Raw genomic sequence first — 15,205 nt, 5'->3', positions numbered from 1 at the left:
GGTCAGTCCCTGTCGTCCCGGTCGGCGGCAGCGTCGGACACGTCGTCGTCCGCCCACAGTCCGGCGATGCGTTCCTCTTCGAGTTCGGCGCGCGCGGCGGCCTTGGCGTCCATGCGCTCGAAGTAGTCCTCGCGGCGCTCGTTGCGGGTCGGGCGCGAGCTGCCCCCGACGCGCGAGTCGGTGCCGCGGGCGCTCGTGATGAGCTCGGCGGTCGAGGTGAGCGTCGGCTCCCAGTCGAAGATCGTCCCGCCGTCGCCGCCGATGACGACGGTGGACCCGGCGACGGCTCCGGCCTTGAACAGGCCGTCCTCGACGCCGAGCTTCGCCAGGCGGTCGGCGAGGTAGCCGATCGCCTCTTCGTTGGTGAAGTCGGTCTGCTGGACCCAGCGCTCGGGCTTCGAGCCACGGATGCGGTAGAAGCGGTGCTCCTCGCCGCCCTCCGCGCGGATCGTGAACGGCTTCTCGTCGACCGCCTTCGGGCGGAGGACGATGCGTTCGACGACCGGCTCCGCCGCACGGGAGGCGCGTGCCTGCTCCACGACGTCGGCCAGCGCGAACGTCAGCTCGCGCAGGCCCTTGCGGGACGCGGTCGAGATCGGGAAGACGCGGTAGCCGCGCGCTTCGAGCTCGGGCGTGACGAACTCGGCGAGTTCGGCGCCCTCTGGGACGTCGATCTTGTTGAGCGCGATCATCTGCGGGCGCTCGAGCAGCGGCACCTGGCCCTCGGGCACCGGGTAGCGCTCGAGCTCGCCGAGGATGACGTCGAGGTCGCTGATCGGGTCACGGCCGGGGTCGAGCGTGGCGCAGTCGATGACGTGCAGCAGGGCTTCGCAGCGCTCGACGTGGCGGAGGAACTCGAGGCCGAGGCCCTTGCCCTCCGAGGCGCCCTCGATGAGACCGGGGACGTCGGCGACGGTGAAGCGGGTGGAGCCGGACTCGACGACGCCGAGGTTCGGCGTGAGGGTCGTGAACGGGTAGTCGGCGATCTTCGGCTTCGCTGCGGAGACCGCGGCGATGAGCGAGGACTTGCCGGCGCTCGGGAACCCGACGAGCGCGACGTCGGCGATCGTCTTCAGCTCGAGGCTGACGTCGCCCGCCCAGCCCTGGGTGCCGAGGAGCGCGAAGCCGGGGGCCTTGCGCTTCGTGGTGGCGAGCGCCGCGTTGCCGAGGCCACCCTGGCCGCCGGGGGCGATCACGACGCGCATGCCGGGTTCGGTGAGGTCGGCGAGGACCTCGCCGTCCTCGTCGTACACGACGGTGCCGATCGGCAGCGGCAGCTCGAGGGTCTCCCCGCTGGTGCCGCTGCGGTGGTCGCCCATCCCCGGCTGGCCGTTCTTCGAGGAACGGTGCGGGGACCGGTGGTACCCGAGGAGGGTCGTCACCTGCGGGTCGGCGACGAGCACGATGTCGCCACCGTCACCGCCGTTGCCGCCGTCCGGGCCGGCGAGGGGCTTGAACTTCTCACGGCGGACCGACACGCAGCCGTTGCCGCCGTTCCCCGCAGTGAGGTGCAGGGTCACGCGGTCGACGAAGGTCGCCATGGGTCCAACTCCTGAGTGTTGCGAAAAAGAACGGGAGGGGCGGGCACTCGGCCCGCCCCTCCCGACGCTCACCCGGGCAGTCGCCCGGGTGTGCAGGTTGAGGATCGACGCTTACGCAGCGACGATGTTGACGACCTTGCGGCCGCCCTTGGTGCCGAACTCGACCGCACCGGCCGAGAGGGCGAACAGCGTGTCGTCGCCACCGCGGCCGACGTTGGCGCCCGGGTGGAAGTGGGTGCCACGCTGGCGGAGGATGATCTCACCGGCGTTGACGACCTGGCCACCGAACCGCTTCACGCCGAGGCGCTGGGCGTTCGAGTCACGACCGTTGCGAGTGGAGCTCGCACCCTTCTTGTGTGCCATCTTCTACTCCCGCCTTACGCGATCGAGGTGATCTTGACGCGGGTGAGGTCAGCGCGGAAACCCTGACGCTTCTTGTACCCGGTCTTGTTCTTGAACTTCTGGATGACGACCTTCGGACCACGGAGGTCCTCGAGCACCTCGGCGGTGACGGTCACGTTGGCGAGCTCGGAAGCCGCCGACGTGATCTTGTCACCGTCCACGAGGAGCACCGGGGCGAGGTCGATGTTGCCCTTGTCGTCGGCCTTGGCACGGTCGATCGTGATGATCGTGCCGACCTCGACCTTCTCCTGACGGCCGCCGGCGCGCACTACTGCGTAAACCACGTGGAAATCCTTACGTAACTCTGCTTGAGGGAAGTCTCGGGTGCCCACTTCTGCACGAGCGGTTCCCGGTTGCCCGGTCCCGATCGGCGACGCAGGCAGAACGGCCCGCTGACACCAGGGATCGAGAATACTCGATGCCCCCAGGTTCGGTCAAACGGCGACACACGTACGATTGCCGTGTGACCGTGATGATCGACCCGCCGACGTGGCCCGCACACGACACTCTGTGGTCGCACCTCGTCAGTGACACATCATACGACGAGCTGCACGCCTTCGCCGACCGCGCCGGGATCCCGCGCCGTGCGTTCGACCACGACCACTATGACGTGCCCCTCGCGCGCTACGACGAACTGGTCGCCGCGGGCGCGACGGCGGTCACCGGGCGCGAGCTGGTCCTCCGCCTCATCGGCAGCGGGTTGCGGGTCGCGCAGCGGGACAAGCGCGTCTTCTGAGGACGCCCGGCGGCTCGCCCCCGCCCAGCATCGGCGGACTGGAGGCGCGGCGCAGCCCCGCCTCGAACCACGCCTCCCACGGCGCGTCGCCCACGACCGACGCGCACCGGACGACGGGCGCACCGGACGACGGAGCACGCACGGCCGCTGCGCGCCGCTGACGGCTCAGCGCGGCGCGGGCGGTCCCCACGGGTTCGATGGTGCCTGCTGGGAGCCAGGGGGCCCCACAGGCGGCTGCTGCGGCGCACCGTACTGCGGCGCGGCCGGGTACTGCTGCGCACCGTACTGCGATGGCGCACTGTACTGCGGCGCGGCCGGGTACTGCGCGGGCACCCCCGGCTGCGGCACCTGCACGGTCGCCGGCGGCACCGCGTCGGCCGGTCGGACGGTCCCGGGCGTGCCCGGAGCCCCCGCCGCTCGACGCCCACCCCGTGGACGCCCGAGCCACAGCCACGCCGCGGTCGACGTCGCGAGGAGCATCAGGGTGAACGGCACCCCGTTCTGCAGCGGCGTGGTGATCACGTCGATGACGATGCGCGCGCCGCCCGAGCGGACGGCACTGAAGGACCCGGTGAAGACCCCGACGAGTGCGAGCGCGACGGTCCCGGCGGCGCCGGCGAGCACGGCACGGAGGAGCACTGTCGGCAGCGGACTCCGCCGGTCGATGGGCGTGAGGAACGCGAGGGCGAGGAACGCCCCGGCGTAGAACGGGAACGGCGAGGCGAACACCCCGGTGACGAACCCGGCGACGAGGCTGTTGCCGGCGCCGTAGGACGAGAACGGGTGGACGACCAGCGATGCCCCGAGCAGGCCGATCAGCCCCGAGACGAACTCGACGAGCACGAGCGACACCACCGCGATGAGTGCGCCGGTCGTGTTCGGGACCGAAGCACCCGGGGCGAACGCCCGCCGGGGGTCCGCCGGCGGGCGAGGCGCTCGCGCGGGCGCGGGAGGTCCGACGTACGCCGGCCCCGGCTGCGGGCCCGGTCGCGCCCCGTACGGTGCGCCGGCGTACGGTGCGCCGGCGTACGACCCGGGCCCCTGCGCCGGCGGTGCGGGCTGCGGCCAGCCCGCACCGTAGTGCCCTCGGTCCTGCTGCGACCGGGGGTCGCCGGCGTTCGTCATGGTCAGTCCCCCAGGATCACGGTGCCGTCGTCGTCACCGGCGTCGCCGTCGGTGGTCGCCGGAGCACTGATGCTCGGCGAGGACACCCGGCGCGACCGGGAACGGCCCTGGCCGGGCTGCTTCGGCTCCGGGAGCGCCTGCAGCACGGAGTCGAGCAGGGACTCGGCGTCGCCGCTCACCTTGCGGGGCTCGCGCTTCGCGGCGGCGATCGGGATGTCGAGGATCGCGACCGAGGTCTCCGTCGGGGTCACCGGCGCGCTCGAGCTGACCCGGCGGCGCGCCGGGGCCTTCGCCGGAGCCTCCTCCGCGACGGGCTCAGAAGCGACCGGCGCCGAAGCGACCGGCGCGGAAGCGACGGGCGCCGAAGCGACCGGCGCCGAAGCGACCGGCGCCGACACCGGCGTGGACGCGGCCTCCGGGGCGGCCTCGACGACCTCCGCGGCCGACGAGCCCGAGGCCGAGGCCGAGGAGCCCGAGCCGGAGCCCGACGACTCCGGCGCACCGGCACCACGTCCACCGCGACGACGACGACGCTTCGACCCAGCGGGCTGCTCACCGTGCTCCTGCGGGTCGGATGCGCTCGACGACGAAGCCGGCGCCACGGACGCGTCCGCAGGAGCTTCCGACACCACCGGCGCAGCGGCCGCGGCGTCGTGCTCCTCGTGCGGGATGGTCGACGCGGCGATCCGGGACAGCGCGTTCTTCACGTCGTCGGTGATCTGGTGCGCCTGCGAGGACGACCCGTTCGACGATCCGCCGTTCGACGACCCGGAGCCGTTGCCGCCCCCGTTGCCGTTGCCGTTCGTGCCACCGTTCCCGCGGCCCTTGCGCCGACCCTTCGAGGGACCGGGGTCGGCGTTGTTGTCGTTGACCTTGGCGTTGACCTCGTCGAGAGACTCGCGGAGCCCCACGCCGATCTTCTTGCGGGTCATCTGCACGAGGCCGAGCGAGGTGACCTCGGCGACCTGGTGCTTCGTGCGGTCGCGGCTGAGGCACTCGATGAGGCGTCGCAGCACGAGGTCGCGGTTCGACTCGAGCACCATGTCGATGAAGTCCACGACGATGATGCCGCCGATGTCGCGGAGGCGGAGCTGGCGGACGATCTCCTCGGCGGCCTCGAGGTTGTTCTTCGTCACGGTCTCCTCGAGGTTGCCGCCGGACCCGACGAACTTCCCTGTGTTGACGTCGATGACGGTCATGGCCTCGGTGCGGTCGATCACGAGCGAACCGCCGGAGGGCAGCCACACCTTGCGGTCCAGCGCCTTCTCGATCTGCTCGTTGAGGCGGTACTCCTCGAACGAGTCCGGGCCGTCGTACAGCTCGACGCGGTCCTTGAGGTCCGGCGCCACGGCGGTGAGGTACTCGTCGATCGTCTGGCGTGCGGACTCACCGTCGATGATGAGCTTCGTGAAGTCCTCGTTGAAGACGTCGCGGACGATCTTCACGAGCAGGTCGGGCTCCGAGTGGAGCATGACCGGCGCCTGGCCGTGCTCGACCTTCTTCTGGATGGCCTCCCACTGGCTGGTGAGGCGCTGCACGTCGCGGGTCAGCTGGTCCTCGGTGGCACCCTCGGCGGCGGTGCGGACGATGACGCCCGCGTGCTCCGGCAGGACCTCCTTGAGGATCTTCTTGAGCCGCGCACGCTCGGTGTCCGGCAGCTTGCGGGAGATGCCGTTCATCGAACCGTTCGGCACGTAGACCAGGTACCGGCCGGGCAGCGAGACCTGGCTGGTGAGGCGGGCGCCCTTGTGACCGACCGGGTCCTTCGTGACCTGCACGAGGACCTTGTCGCCCGGCTTGAGCGCGGCTTCGATGCGACGGCCGTGGTTGCCGGTGTCGACCGAGGCCCAGTCGACCTCGCCCGCGTACAGCACGGCGTTGCGCCCCCGGCCGATGTCGACGAACGCTGCCTCCATCGAGGGCAGGACGTTCTGGACCTTGCCGAGGTACACGTTGCCGATCAGCGACACGTTGTGCGACTTCGTGACGTAGTGCTCGGCGAGGACGTTGTCCTCGAGCACGCCGATCTCGATCGTGGACGAGCTCGACCGGACGATCATCTGGCGGTCGACGCTCTCGCGGCGGGCGAGGAACTCGTCCTCGGTGACGACCTGGCGACGACGACCGGCGTCACGGCCGTCGCGACGGCGCTGCTTCTTCGCCTCGAGCCGGGTGGACCCCTTGATCCGCTGCGGCTCGGTGATGTACTCGACCTCGCGACGCCGGGGCTCCTGGTGGTCGCGCGGCTCACGCGGTTCGCGCGGCTCACGGGGCTCGCGCGCCTCACGGTCGGCGCTCGTGCCACGACGACGCGAGCGACGGCGTCCGCCGCCCTGCTCGTCGTCGTCCTCGTCGTCGTCCCGCGGTGCCCGGAACGGCTGCTCCGGCAGGACCGGGGCGTGGAAGATCAGGCTGAGCGTGCTCGTCGCCTTGGGGACGAAGGGCTCGTCGGCCGCGGGCGTCTCCGGCTCGGCCGACTCCGGCTCGGCCGGCTCCGCCTCGGCCGGTTCCGTGTCGGGCTCCGGACTGGAGGCGCTGGTCACCGCCGCCTCGTCGCTCGCTCCGGACGGCGTGGTGACGTCCACCACCGGCAGGTCGCCGGTGAGGGTGCTCACGTCGTGCGGTTCGTCGCTCGCCGCCGGGACCGCGTCGACCTCGGCGTCGACCACTGCCGCGGCGGACGCCTGCGGAGCCGGGTCGGACGTGGCGACGGTGTCGTCCGTCAGCGCGACCGTCTCGACGACCGCAGCCGGAGCGCTCTGGTCGAGCCGCGCCTCCTGGCCGGACGACCGGGCGCGGCGGCCGCCGAACAGGCGGGTGCGGCGCTTCGGTGCGACTTCTTCGTTGTTCGTGTTGTCGTGGTTCTGTTCCACCATGGGCCTGGTGCACTCCTTGACCCCGCTCGCGTCCGATCCGGACGGCGGGAATTCTGTAGTTGTAGCGGGTGGCGACCACGCCCCCGCGTTCGCTGTCTCGTGACCGGTGCGCTCGTGCGCGGCTCGGTCACGGTGCGCTCTCACCGCACCTGATCGTCCGGGCTGGGCCCGGAAAGCTTTCGTCGTCGTACGGATGGCCGCACGACCTGGAGCGATTATCGCATGCCGCACCCGGAAAGGGCCGGATGGGACATGCGATGATGACGCCGTGAGCACGCCAGCACCTGTCGCCCGCCGTCCGATCGCCATGGCGGTCTTCCTCCTCATCACCGGTCTGGTGGGCCTCGTCGGGTCCTTCGCACTCGTCCTCGACGAGTTCGCGAAGTACGCGGACCCGAAGAAGGTGCTCTCCTGCGACGTCAACCCGTTCATCAGCTGCTCGGACGTCATGGCGAGCTGGCAGGGGCACCTGTTCGGCTTCCCGAACCCGCTGCTCGGCGTGATGGGCTTCGTCGCGCCGATCGCCGTCGCGGTGCTCTTGCTCGCGGGCTTCCGGAACGGATCGCGCTGGTTCTGGATCGCGTTCAACGCGGGCGTCTTCGTGGCCTGGGTGTTCGTCACGTGGCTGTTCACGCAGACCGTGTGGTTCATCGGCGCCCTGTGCCCGTGGTGCATGCTCGTCTGGTCGATGACGATCCCGATGTTCTGGGTGTTCACGATCTGGAACGCGGCGCAGGGACGGTTCGGCGCGAGCACCCAGCGCCTCGGGCGGGTGCTGCTCCCCTTCTGCTGGGCGTTCCCGCTGGCGAACTACCTGTTCATCGTCGTGACGATCCTCATCAAGTTCCCGACGATCCTTTCGTCCTTCTGAGCCTCCGCTGGGGGTTGCCGATGACACGTCATCGAATTCCTGGGTGCTTCCCAGCCAGGACGCCAGGACGACCGACGGGCAGCACCTACGCTCGAACTCGATGAGCGAGAACGAGAGCAAGAAGGCCCGACGGGACGCGGCGCGCGAGCGTGCCCGCGAAGCCCGTGCCAAGGAGCAGGCGCGCCGCCGCCGCAACAAGACGCTGGGGATCAGCGGGATCATCGTCGGCGGCCTCGCGGTGATCGCGATCGTCGTCGTGGTGATCGCGAACTCGGTGCAGCCCGCCGGCCCCGGCCCGAAGAACATGGCGAGCGACGGCATCCTGCTGCACGGCGTGAACGGGCAGATCGTCCCCGTGACGACCAAGGCGGTCCCGGAAGGCGGGAAGCCGACGGCGACGAAGCAGGACGACTCGGTCGCGAACATCACCGTGTACACGGACTACATGTGCCCGTACTGCAACCAGTTCGAGACCAGCCAGATGTCCCAGATCCAGCAGTGGGTGAAGGACGGCTCGGCGACGCTCGAACTGCACCCGTTCAACCTGCTCGACCGGTCGTCCCTCGGTTCGAAGTACTCGACCCGCTCCGCCGCGGCGGCCGCGTGCGTCGCGAACTACGACCCCGACGCCTTCCTCGCGTACAACACCTCGCTCTACGAGAACCAGCCGTCCGAGAGCACCCGCGGCCTCACGAACGACAAGCTCGCCTCCCTGGCGAAGGCGGCCGGGGCGACCAACAGCAAGGTGGCCTCGTGCATCACCGGGCAGACCTTCGCGGGGTGGGTCGCCGACGCCACGAACCGGGTGCTCAACGACGCGATCCCGAACTCGTCACTCGACAAGGTCACCGGCACCCCGACGGTCATCGTGAACGGCAAGCAGTACAGCGGCTCACTCACCGACACCGACGCGTTCGCCGCGTTCGTCGAGCAGAGCGTCACCACGGGCTGACGCCCCCGGCCGAGCACAGCGACAGGCCCCCGCTCCCGATCGGGAGCGAGGGCCTGTTCGTCGCTGCGGGTGTGACTACTTCGCGGCGGCATCGATCGCGGTGATGACGTCGGTCAACGTCTCGATCTTCTTGCCGTTCACCAGGACGGTCGGCGTGCCGAAGCCCTGCGTGCCCTGCAGGCTCGTGTCGGCGAGCACCGCGTTGGTCGACTTGGTGACCCAGCCCTTGAACTGCTCGCTGGACAGGCAGTCGGAGACGTCCGACCCGGTCGCACCGCCGGCCCTGACGAGCTTCGCGATCTGCGCGTTCGTCAACCCGCTGGTCTGCTCTTCCGGCTGGTTGTCGAAGAACTGCGTCTGGACGTCGAGGAACTTGTCCGGATCGTAGTTCGCGACGCACATCGCGGCGTTCGCGGCACGGCTGGCGTAGCGCGAGTTCTGGTAGTTCCGGTCGAGGATCGACACCGGGTGGATCGCGAGGGTCGCCTCACCGGACTTCACCTTGTCGAGGATCTGGTCGGCGTAGGCGGCCTCGAACTGCTTGCACACCGGGCACGCCCAGTCGACGTACTCGGTCACCGCGACGGCGCCGTCGGAGTTCGCCGTCGGGATGGCCGAGGGGGTTCCCTTCGCGGACACCGCGGGCGTGGTCACCGGGGTGACCTTGCCGTCGCCGCCGGTGAACTGGATCGCACCGGTGGCCATGTTCTTCGGGCCGGCGGCCGACACGGCGGGCTGGTTGTTGACGTTCACCAGGACGATCGCGACGACGGCCGCGATCGCGATGATGCCGAGGCCGATGCCGCCCTGCAGGAACCAGCGGTTGCGACGCTTGCGGCGCTTCTCCGCGTCGGCACGCTGGCGAGCGACCTCACGCGCGTGCTGACGACGCTCGTTCTTCGACGGACGGTCGTTGTTCGTCACGGGTCGACTCCCCCGGGCTCAGGCGAACCAGAGCGCGAGCTCGCGCGCCGACGACTCGGGGCTGTCCGACCCGTGCACGAGGTTCTGCTGCACCTTGAGACCCCAGTCGCGGCCGAGGTCACCACGGATGGTGCCCGGAGCGGCGGAGGTCGGGTCGGTGGTGCCGGCGAGCGACCGGAAGCCGGCGATGACGCCGTTGCCGGCGACGCGCACGGCGACGACCGGGCCGGACTGCATGAACTCGACCAGCGGCTCGAAGAACGGCTTGCCCTGGTGCTCCTCGTAGTGGGCGTCGAGCAGGTCACGGGGCGCCGTCACCATCTTCAGGTCGACGATCTCGTAGCCCTTCGCCTCGATCCGGCGGAGGATCTCACCGGTGAGCTGGCGGGCGACGCCGTCGGGCTTGACGAGGACGAGGGTCTCTTCGAGGTCGGACACGCAGAACTCCTAGTGTTCGGGGTCGAATGGGGGTGGTCAGTCCTCGCCCAGTGCGGCCCGACGCGCGGCGTTCATGCGGTCGAGCTGACCGCCCTTGACGAAGCAGAAGACCCACAGCGCCAGGAACACCACGGCGACCGCGAACATGAACGGTTCGATGAACCCGGTGGCGAGGATGGCCGCCTGCAGCAGCCACCCGAACCATACACCGGCCCGGTTGCCGGTCAGGCGTGACGCCAGCGCGAGCACGATCATCGCCCCGATGCCGCCGCCGAACGCGAGTGCCGGCGGGAGCGTGCCCTTGCCGTAGACGACGAGTGTCGGGAAGAAGAACATGATCGCCTCGAGGACGAGGGCGATCGACAGCAGGCTCTCCTGCGCGCCGCGTTCGCGACGCGGCTTCCGGGTGCGCGGGGCGCGTCCCGGTCGGGAGGCGCGGGGAGCGTCCGTCACTTCGTCTCGCCTTCCGAGTGCACCAGGTCCATGACCTTGCCCACCATCACGATCGAACCCGCGACGAGCACGAGGGCGTCCTCGGCGTCCGCGTCCTCGGCGAGGTCGCGCGCCTCCTGCAGCGCCGCCGCGAGGGACGGCTCGACGACCACCCGGTCCTCGCCGACCTCGTCCACGACGATGCGGGCGAACGCGTCCGCGTCGAGGGCGCGGTCGCCCGGTGGCTGCGTGACGACGAACGTCGCGACGGTGTCCTTGAGCGCGCGGACGAACCCGCGGGCGTCCTTGTCCCCGAGGATCCCGACGACTCCGACCACGTGCTCGGACGGGAACGCCACCGGCAGGGCCGCGGCGAGGGCACGAGCGCCGTGCGGGTTGTGCGCGGCGTCGACGACCACGGTCGGGTCCTGGGCGATGGGCTGGAGGCGTCCGGGGCTGGTCGCGTTGGCGAGCCCCTCGGACAGGACGTCCTCGTCGAGGGGCTGCGAACCGCGGCCGAGGAAGGACTCCACGGCGGCGATCGCGACGGCGGCGTTGTCGGCCTGGTGCCGCCCGAAGAGCGGGAGGAACAGGTCGTCGTAGCGTCCGGCGATGCCCTGGACGGTGACGAGCTGGCCGCCCACGGCCGGCGTCACGTCGACGACCCGGAAGGCGTCGCCCTCGACCGCGAGGGTCGACTCGGTGAGCTCGGCGGCGCGCTGCAGTTCGGCGAGCGCCTCCGGTGTCTGGGCGCTCGACACGACCGCGGAGGACGGCTTGATGATGCCCGACTTCGTGCGGGCGATCTCGGCGACGGTGTTGCCGAGCTGCTTGGCGTGGTCGATGGCGATCGGCGTGAACACCTGGACCTGGCTCTGCACGACGTTGGTGGAGTCCCACTCGCCGCCCATGCCGACCTCGATCACGGCGACGTCGACGGGCGCCTCGGCGAACGACGCCAGCGCGAGGACGGTGAGCGCCTCGAAGAACGTCAGCGGGAGCTCGCCCTTGTCGGTGAGCTCCTTGTCGGTGAGCTCGAGGACGGGGGCGATGTCGTCCCAGTTCTCCACGAACTTCTCCGGTGCGATGGGCGCGCCGTCGATCACGATGCGTTCCCGGATGGACACCAGGTGCGGGCTCGTCATGAGCCCGGTGCGGAGTCCGTGCGCCCGGACGATGCTCTCGGTCATCCGTGCCGTCGAGGTCTTGCCGTTCGTCCCGGTGAGGTGGATGACCGGGTAGGAGAGGTGCGGGTCGCCGAGGAGCTCGACGGCGCGCCGGGTCGCGGACAGCCGGTGCTCGGGCGCCTGCTCGCCGATGCGGGCGTACAGGGCCGCCTCGACGCGCCCGACCTCGTCGTCGTCCCGACCGTACGGCAGCGCCTCGGCGGGGTCGGTGTCGCCGGCGGGGCCGACCGGGATCTCGATGCCGTCCGGTGTGGTCTCGTCGTGCTCGTCGTCGTTGCTGTAGTCGCTCATGCGCGTGCCACCTCCACGGACACCTTGGCACCGTCGCCGACGTCGGTGCCCTCGCCCTCGGCGAACGTCCGCTCCACGACCGCGACGCTCGTCGACAGGGTCTCCCCCGCGATGAGCTCCTGGTGGGTCCGGACGGCCGCGCTCGCGGCGGGGTCGGCGCCGAGCGTCAGGGCGATGCGGTCGCTGACGTCGAGGTCGGCGTCGCGGCGGGCCTGCTGCACGGCACGGACGACGTCCCGGGCGAGCCCCTCGGCCTCGAGCTCGGGCGTGGTCACGGTGTCGAGCACCGCGAAGCCGCCCCCGTCGAGGAAGGCCACCGCCACCGAGTCGTCGGCGACCGTGAGGTCGAGCGAGTACTCGCCCGCGACGAGGTCGACGCCACCGACCGTGACGCCGGACTCGGTCGCGGTCCAGTCGCCCTTCTTGGCGGCGGGGATGACCTGCTGCACCTGCTTGCCGATGCGGGGTCCGGCGGCGCGGGCGTTCACGGTGAGCTTGCGCTCGATGCCGTAGCGGCCGAGCGAGGACTCCTCCTGCTGCTCGAGGACCACCCGCTTGACGTTGAGCTCGTCGCGGAGGATGTCCGAGAAGGGCTCGACGGCTGCAGGGTCCGGGACGACGAGGGTCAGCGTCGCGAGCGGGAGCCGGACGCGCTTGCCGGTGGACTTGCGGAGCGCGAGGCCCTTCGACGCGACGTCGCGCACGCGGTCCATGGCAGCGACGAGGGCGTCGTCGGCCGGGAACTCGGCTGCGTCCGGGAAGTCCGTCAGGTGCACGCTGCGGCCGCCGGTGAGCCCCTTCCAGATCTCCTCGGTGACGAGCGGCGCGAGCGGGGCCGCGACGCGGGTGAGCGTCTCGAGCACGGTGTACAGCGTGTCGAACGCCGCCCTGGCCTCTGGCGAGGACTCCGCGCCGAGCCAGAACTTGTCGCGGGAGCGCCGGACGTACCAGTTCGTCAGCACGTCGGCGAAGTCCCGGACGGCCTGGGCCGCGAGCGGGGTGTCGAGCGCGTCGAGGTGCGTCGTGACGTCCTCGACGAGCACGCGGGTCTTCGCGAGCAGGTAGCGGTCGAGCACGTCGGTCGAATCCGTGCGGCGCGCAGCCTGGTACCCGTCGGGCCCGGAGGCGTTGGAGTACAGCGTGAAGAAGTAGTACGTCGACCAGAGCGGCAGGAGGAACTCGCGGACGCCCTGCCGGATCCCCTCCTCCGTGACGACGAGGTTGCCGCCGCGGATCACCGACGACGACATGAGGAACCAGCGCATGGCGTCGGAGCCGTCGCGGTCGTACACCTCCGAGACGTCGGGGTAGTTCCGGAGCGACTTCGACATCTTCTGACCGTCCGAGCCGAGCACGATGCCGTGGCTGATGACGTTCTTGAAGGCCGGCCGGTCGAACAGCGCGGTGGAGAGCACGTGCATGACGTAGAACCAGCCGCGGGTCTGCCCGATGTACTCGACGATGAAGTCGGCGGGGTTGTGCGACTCGAACCACTCGCGGTTCTCGAACGGGTAGTGCACCTGGGCGTACGGCATCGAACCCGAGTCGAACCACACGTCGAAGACGTCCGAGATGCGGCGCATCGTGGACTTCCCGGTGGGGTCGTCCGGGTTCGGGCGCGTCAGGTCGTCGATGAACGGGCGGTGCAGGTCCACCTGCCCCTCGGCGTTCAGCGGCAGCCGGCCGAAGTCGCGCTCGATCTCCTCGAGCGAGCCGTACACGTCGGTCCGGGGGTGCTCGGGGTCGTCGGACTGCCACACCGGGATCGGCGTGCCGAAGTACCGGTTGCGGGACACCGACCAGTCGATCGCGTTCCCGACCCACTTGCCGAACTGGCCGTCCTTGACGTTGTCCGGGACCCAGTTGATGTCCTGGTTGAGCTCGCCCATCCGGTCGCGGAAGTCGGTGACGCGGACGAACCACGACGAGACGGCCTTGTAGATGAGGGGCTTCCGGCACCGCCAGCAGTGCGGGTAGCTGTGCTCGTAGGAGGCCTGGCGCAGCAGACGACCGGCGTCGCGCACGGCCTTCGTCAGCGGCTTGTTCGCGTCCGACCAGAGCAGCCCCTCGACGAGCGGGAACTGCGACGTGAAGACGCCGCCCGCGTCGAGGGAGAGGACGACGGGGATGCCCGCGGCGGCGCAGACCTCCTGGTCGTCGGCGCCGTAGGCCGGGGCCTGGTGCACGATGCCGGTGCCCTCGCCGGTCTCGACGTAGTCGGCGACGAGGATCCGCCAGGCGTTCTCGTAGCCCTCGGTCCCGTCGAGGAAGTCGAACAGGCGCTCGTACTCCACGCCGTCGAGCTCGCTGCCCTGCAGCTCGCGCGTCACCGCCGCGACAGCGGCGTCCGGCGACTCGTAGCCGAGGTCCTTCGCGTAGGCGGCCACGGTGTCCGACGCGAGCAGGTACTGCGCGGAACCGGCGCTGCCACCGTCAGCCGCGCCTCCAGGGCCCGCCGGCAGCACCACGTACGAAACGCTCGGTCCCACTGCCAACGCGGCGTTCGTTGGGAGGGTCCACGGGGTCGTCGTCCAGGCGAGCGCCCGCACGCCGGCCAGCCCGAGCGACGCAGCGCGCGCACCCTGCAGCGGGAACGACACCGTCACGGACTGGTCCTGACGCATCTGGTAGACGTCGTCGTCCATCCGGAGCTCGTGGTTCGACAGCGGCGTCTGGTCGTTCCAGCAGTACGGCAGGACCCGGAAGCCCTCGTACGCGAGACCCTTGTCCCAGAGCTGCTTCCACGCCCACAGGACGCTCTCCATGAACGTGACGTCGAGGGTCTTGTAGTCGTGCTCGAAGTCGACCCAGCGCGCCTGACGGGTCACGTACTGCTGCCACTCGTCGGTGTACTGCAGGACGCTCTTCTTCGCCGCGGCGTTGAAGACGTCGATGCCCATCGCGTCGATCTCGTGCTTCTCGGTGATGCCGAGCTGGCGCATCGCCTCGAGCTCGGCGGGCAGGCCGTGGGTGTCCCAGCCGAAGCGGCGGTGCACCTGCTTGCCGCGCATGGTCTGGTACCGCGGGAAGACGTCCTTCGCGTACCCGGTCAGCAGGTGCCCGTAGTGCGGCAGGCCGTTGGCGAACGGCGGGCCGTCGTAGAAGGTCCACTCCGGGCAGCCCTCGCGCTGGTCGATGGACGCCTGGAACGTGGCGTCGCCCTTCCAGAAGGCGAGGATGCCCTCTTCGACAGCAGGGAAGGACGGCGACGGCGAGACACCGTCGTGATCGGCGTTGAGGGGGTAGCGCACCGCGGGAGCTCCTGAGGTCGTCGGATCCGGACCACGAGGACGGAGCGTGCGCTCCGCGGTACCACCTCGCTTGCCGCGCACTGCTGCGCGACCGCTCGTGTCGGGGGGATGCGGCCCGGTCCGCCCGGTTCTACTGACGCCCCGCTGCCGGGTCGCGTTCTTCCGGAGGCTCCCCGGTG

The 15,205-nt window shown here is 70.5% G+C and carries 13 protein-coding genes; 3 read left to right on the top strand and 10 right to left on the bottom strand.

All coding sequences use genetic code 11. The features are described 5' to 3' along the window. Positions 1–2 precede the first annotated feature (2 nt). From obgE to rplU, 3 genes are all read right to left on the bottom strand, one after another. On the bottom strand, positions 3–1,541 hold the full coding sequence (gene obgE, locus FS825_RS04010; protein WP_144711048.1) for a GTPase ObgE: 1,539 nt from the start codon (positions 1,539–1,541) through the stop codon (positions 3–5). A 111-nt stretch (positions 1,542–1,652) separates the two neighbouring features. After that, positions 1,653–1,904 (bottom strand): 50S ribosomal protein L27, encoded by a 252-nt coding sequence (gene rpmA / locus FS825_RS04005; RefSeq protein WP_065960235.1) that lies wholly within the window; start codon positions 1,902–1,904, stop codon positions 1,653–1,655. A 14-nt stretch (positions 1,905–1,918) separates the two neighbouring features. Continuing rightward, positions 1,919–2,227: a 50S ribosomal protein L21 gene (rplU, locus tag FS825_RS04000; RefSeq protein WP_144711046.1), complete on the bottom strand. Its 309-nt coding sequence runs from the start codon at positions 2,225–2,227 to the stop codon at positions 1,919–1,921. Between the two features lie 179 nt (positions 2,228–2,406). Here rplU and FS825_RS03995 point away from each other — a divergent pair, with 179 nt between their 5' ends. Then, entirely contained in the window at positions 2,407–2,679 is a 273-nt protein-coding gene (locus FS825_RS03995) for a DUF4031 domain-containing protein (protein ID WP_144711044.1), read from the top strand. Between the two features lie 165 nt (positions 2,680–2,844). Here the strand turns inward: FS825_RS03995 and FS825_RS03990 are convergent, their stop codons facing one another. Then, positions 2,845–3,804 (bottom strand): hypothetical protein, encoded by a 960-nt coding sequence (locus tag FS825_RS03990; RefSeq protein WP_144711042.1) that lies wholly within the window; start codon positions 3,802–3,804, stop codon positions 2,845–2,847. A 2-nt stretch (positions 3,805–3,806) separates the two neighbouring features. Beyond that, complete coding sequence (locus FS825_RS03985) at positions 3,807–6,680, bottom strand: Rne/Rng family ribonuclease (RefSeq protein ID WP_144711040.1); 2,874 nt, start codon at positions 6,678–6,680, stop codon at positions 3,807–3,809. A 268-nt stretch (positions 6,681–6,948) separates the two neighbouring features. On the opposite strand from FS825_RS03985, the gene FS825_RS03980 reads away from it, so the two are divergent. Next, positions 6,949–7,551, top strand: coding sequence for a vitamin K epoxide reductase family protein (locus FS825_RS03980; RefSeq protein ID WP_260980998.1), 603 nt, complete (start codon positions 6,949–6,951; stop codon positions 7,549–7,551). Positions 7,552–7,651: 100 nt separating this feature from the next. Beyond that, a complete protein-coding gene (locus FS825_RS03975; RefSeq protein ID WP_144711038.1) occupies positions 7,652–8,503 on the top strand; it encodes a DsbA family protein in 852 nt (283 codons plus the stop codon). A 75-nt stretch (positions 8,504–8,578) separates the two neighbouring features. Here FS825_RS03975 and FS825_RS03970 read toward each other — a convergent pair whose 3' ends face one another. From FS825_RS03970 to ileS, 5 genes are read right to left on the bottom strand one after another with little or no spacing between them, the layout of a single operon-like run. Then, the gene (locus FS825_RS03970) at positions 8,579–9,427 is read right to left on the bottom strand and encodes a DsbA family protein (RefSeq protein WP_144711036.1); all 849 of its coding nucleotides are present in this window, start codon (positions 9,425–9,427) and stop codon (positions 8,579–8,581) included. 18 nt (positions 9,428–9,445) lie between these two features. Then, positions 9,446–9,865 carry a nucleoside-diphosphate kinase gene (ndk, locus tag FS825_RS03965; protein ID WP_070416558.1) on the bottom strand — a complete coding sequence of 140 codons (420 nt, stop codon included), beginning with the start codon at positions 9,863–9,865 and terminating at the stop codon, positions 9,446–9,448. Positions 9,866–9,901: 36 nt separating this feature from the next. Next, positions 9,902–10,318, bottom strand: coding sequence for a DUF4233 domain-containing protein (locus FS825_RS03960; protein ID WP_144711034.1), 417 nt, complete (start codon positions 10,316–10,318; stop codon positions 9,902–9,904). Continuing rightward, on the bottom strand, positions 10,315–11,775 hold the full coding sequence (locus FS825_RS03955) for a bifunctional folylpolyglutamate synthase/dihydrofolate synthase (RefSeq protein ID WP_144711032.1): 1,461 nt from the start codon (positions 11,773–11,775) through the stop codon (positions 10,315–10,317). The genes FS825_RS03960 and FS825_RS03955 overlap by 4 nt, the downstream gene beginning before the upstream one ends. Beyond that, positions 11,772–15,026: an isoleucine--tRNA ligase gene (ileS, locus tag FS825_RS03950; protein WP_144711030.1), complete on the bottom strand. Its 3,255-nt coding sequence runs from the start codon at positions 15,024–15,026 to the stop codon at positions 11,772–11,774. Before ileS ends, FS825_RS03955 begins: the two co-directional genes overlap by 4 nt. Positions 15,027–15,205 lie beyond the last annotated feature (179 nt).

Source organism: Curtobacterium pusillum (assembly GCF_007680845.1).
In the GTDB taxonomy this organism is placed as follows: domain Bacteria; phylum Actinomycetota; class Actinomycetes; order Actinomycetales; family Microbacteriaceae; genus Curtobacterium; species Curtobacterium pusillum_B.
This window is presented reverse-complemented; position numbering and strand designations above follow the sequence as displayed.

What these genes read in the sequence shown, in the direction of transcription:
- rpmA (WP_065960235.1), bottom strand. Translation starts at nt 1,904, where the DNA reads ATGGCACACAAGAAGGGTGCGAGCTCCACTCGCAACGGTCGTGACTCG.
- FS825_RS03985 (WP_144711040.1), bottom strand. Translation starts at nt 6,680, where the DNA reads ATGGTGGAACAGAACCACGACAACACGAACAACGAAGAAGTCGCACCG.
- FS825_RS03955 (WP_144711032.1), bottom strand. Translation starts at nt 11,775, where the DNA reads ATGAGCGACTACAGCAACGACGACGAGCACGACGAGACCACACCGGAC.
- obgE (WP_144711048.1), bottom strand. Translation starts at nt 1,541, where the DNA reads ATGGCGACCTTCGTCGACCGCGTGACCCTGCACCTCACTGCGGGGAAC.
- FS825_RS03975 (WP_144711038.1), top strand. Translation starts at nt 7,652, where the DNA reads ATGAGCGAGAACGAGAGCAAGAAGGCCCGACGGGACGCGGCGCGCGAG.
- FS825_RS03990 (WP_144711042.1), bottom strand. Translation starts at nt 3,804, where the DNA reads ATGACGAACGCCGGCGACCCCCGGTCGCAGCAGGACCGAGGGCACTAC.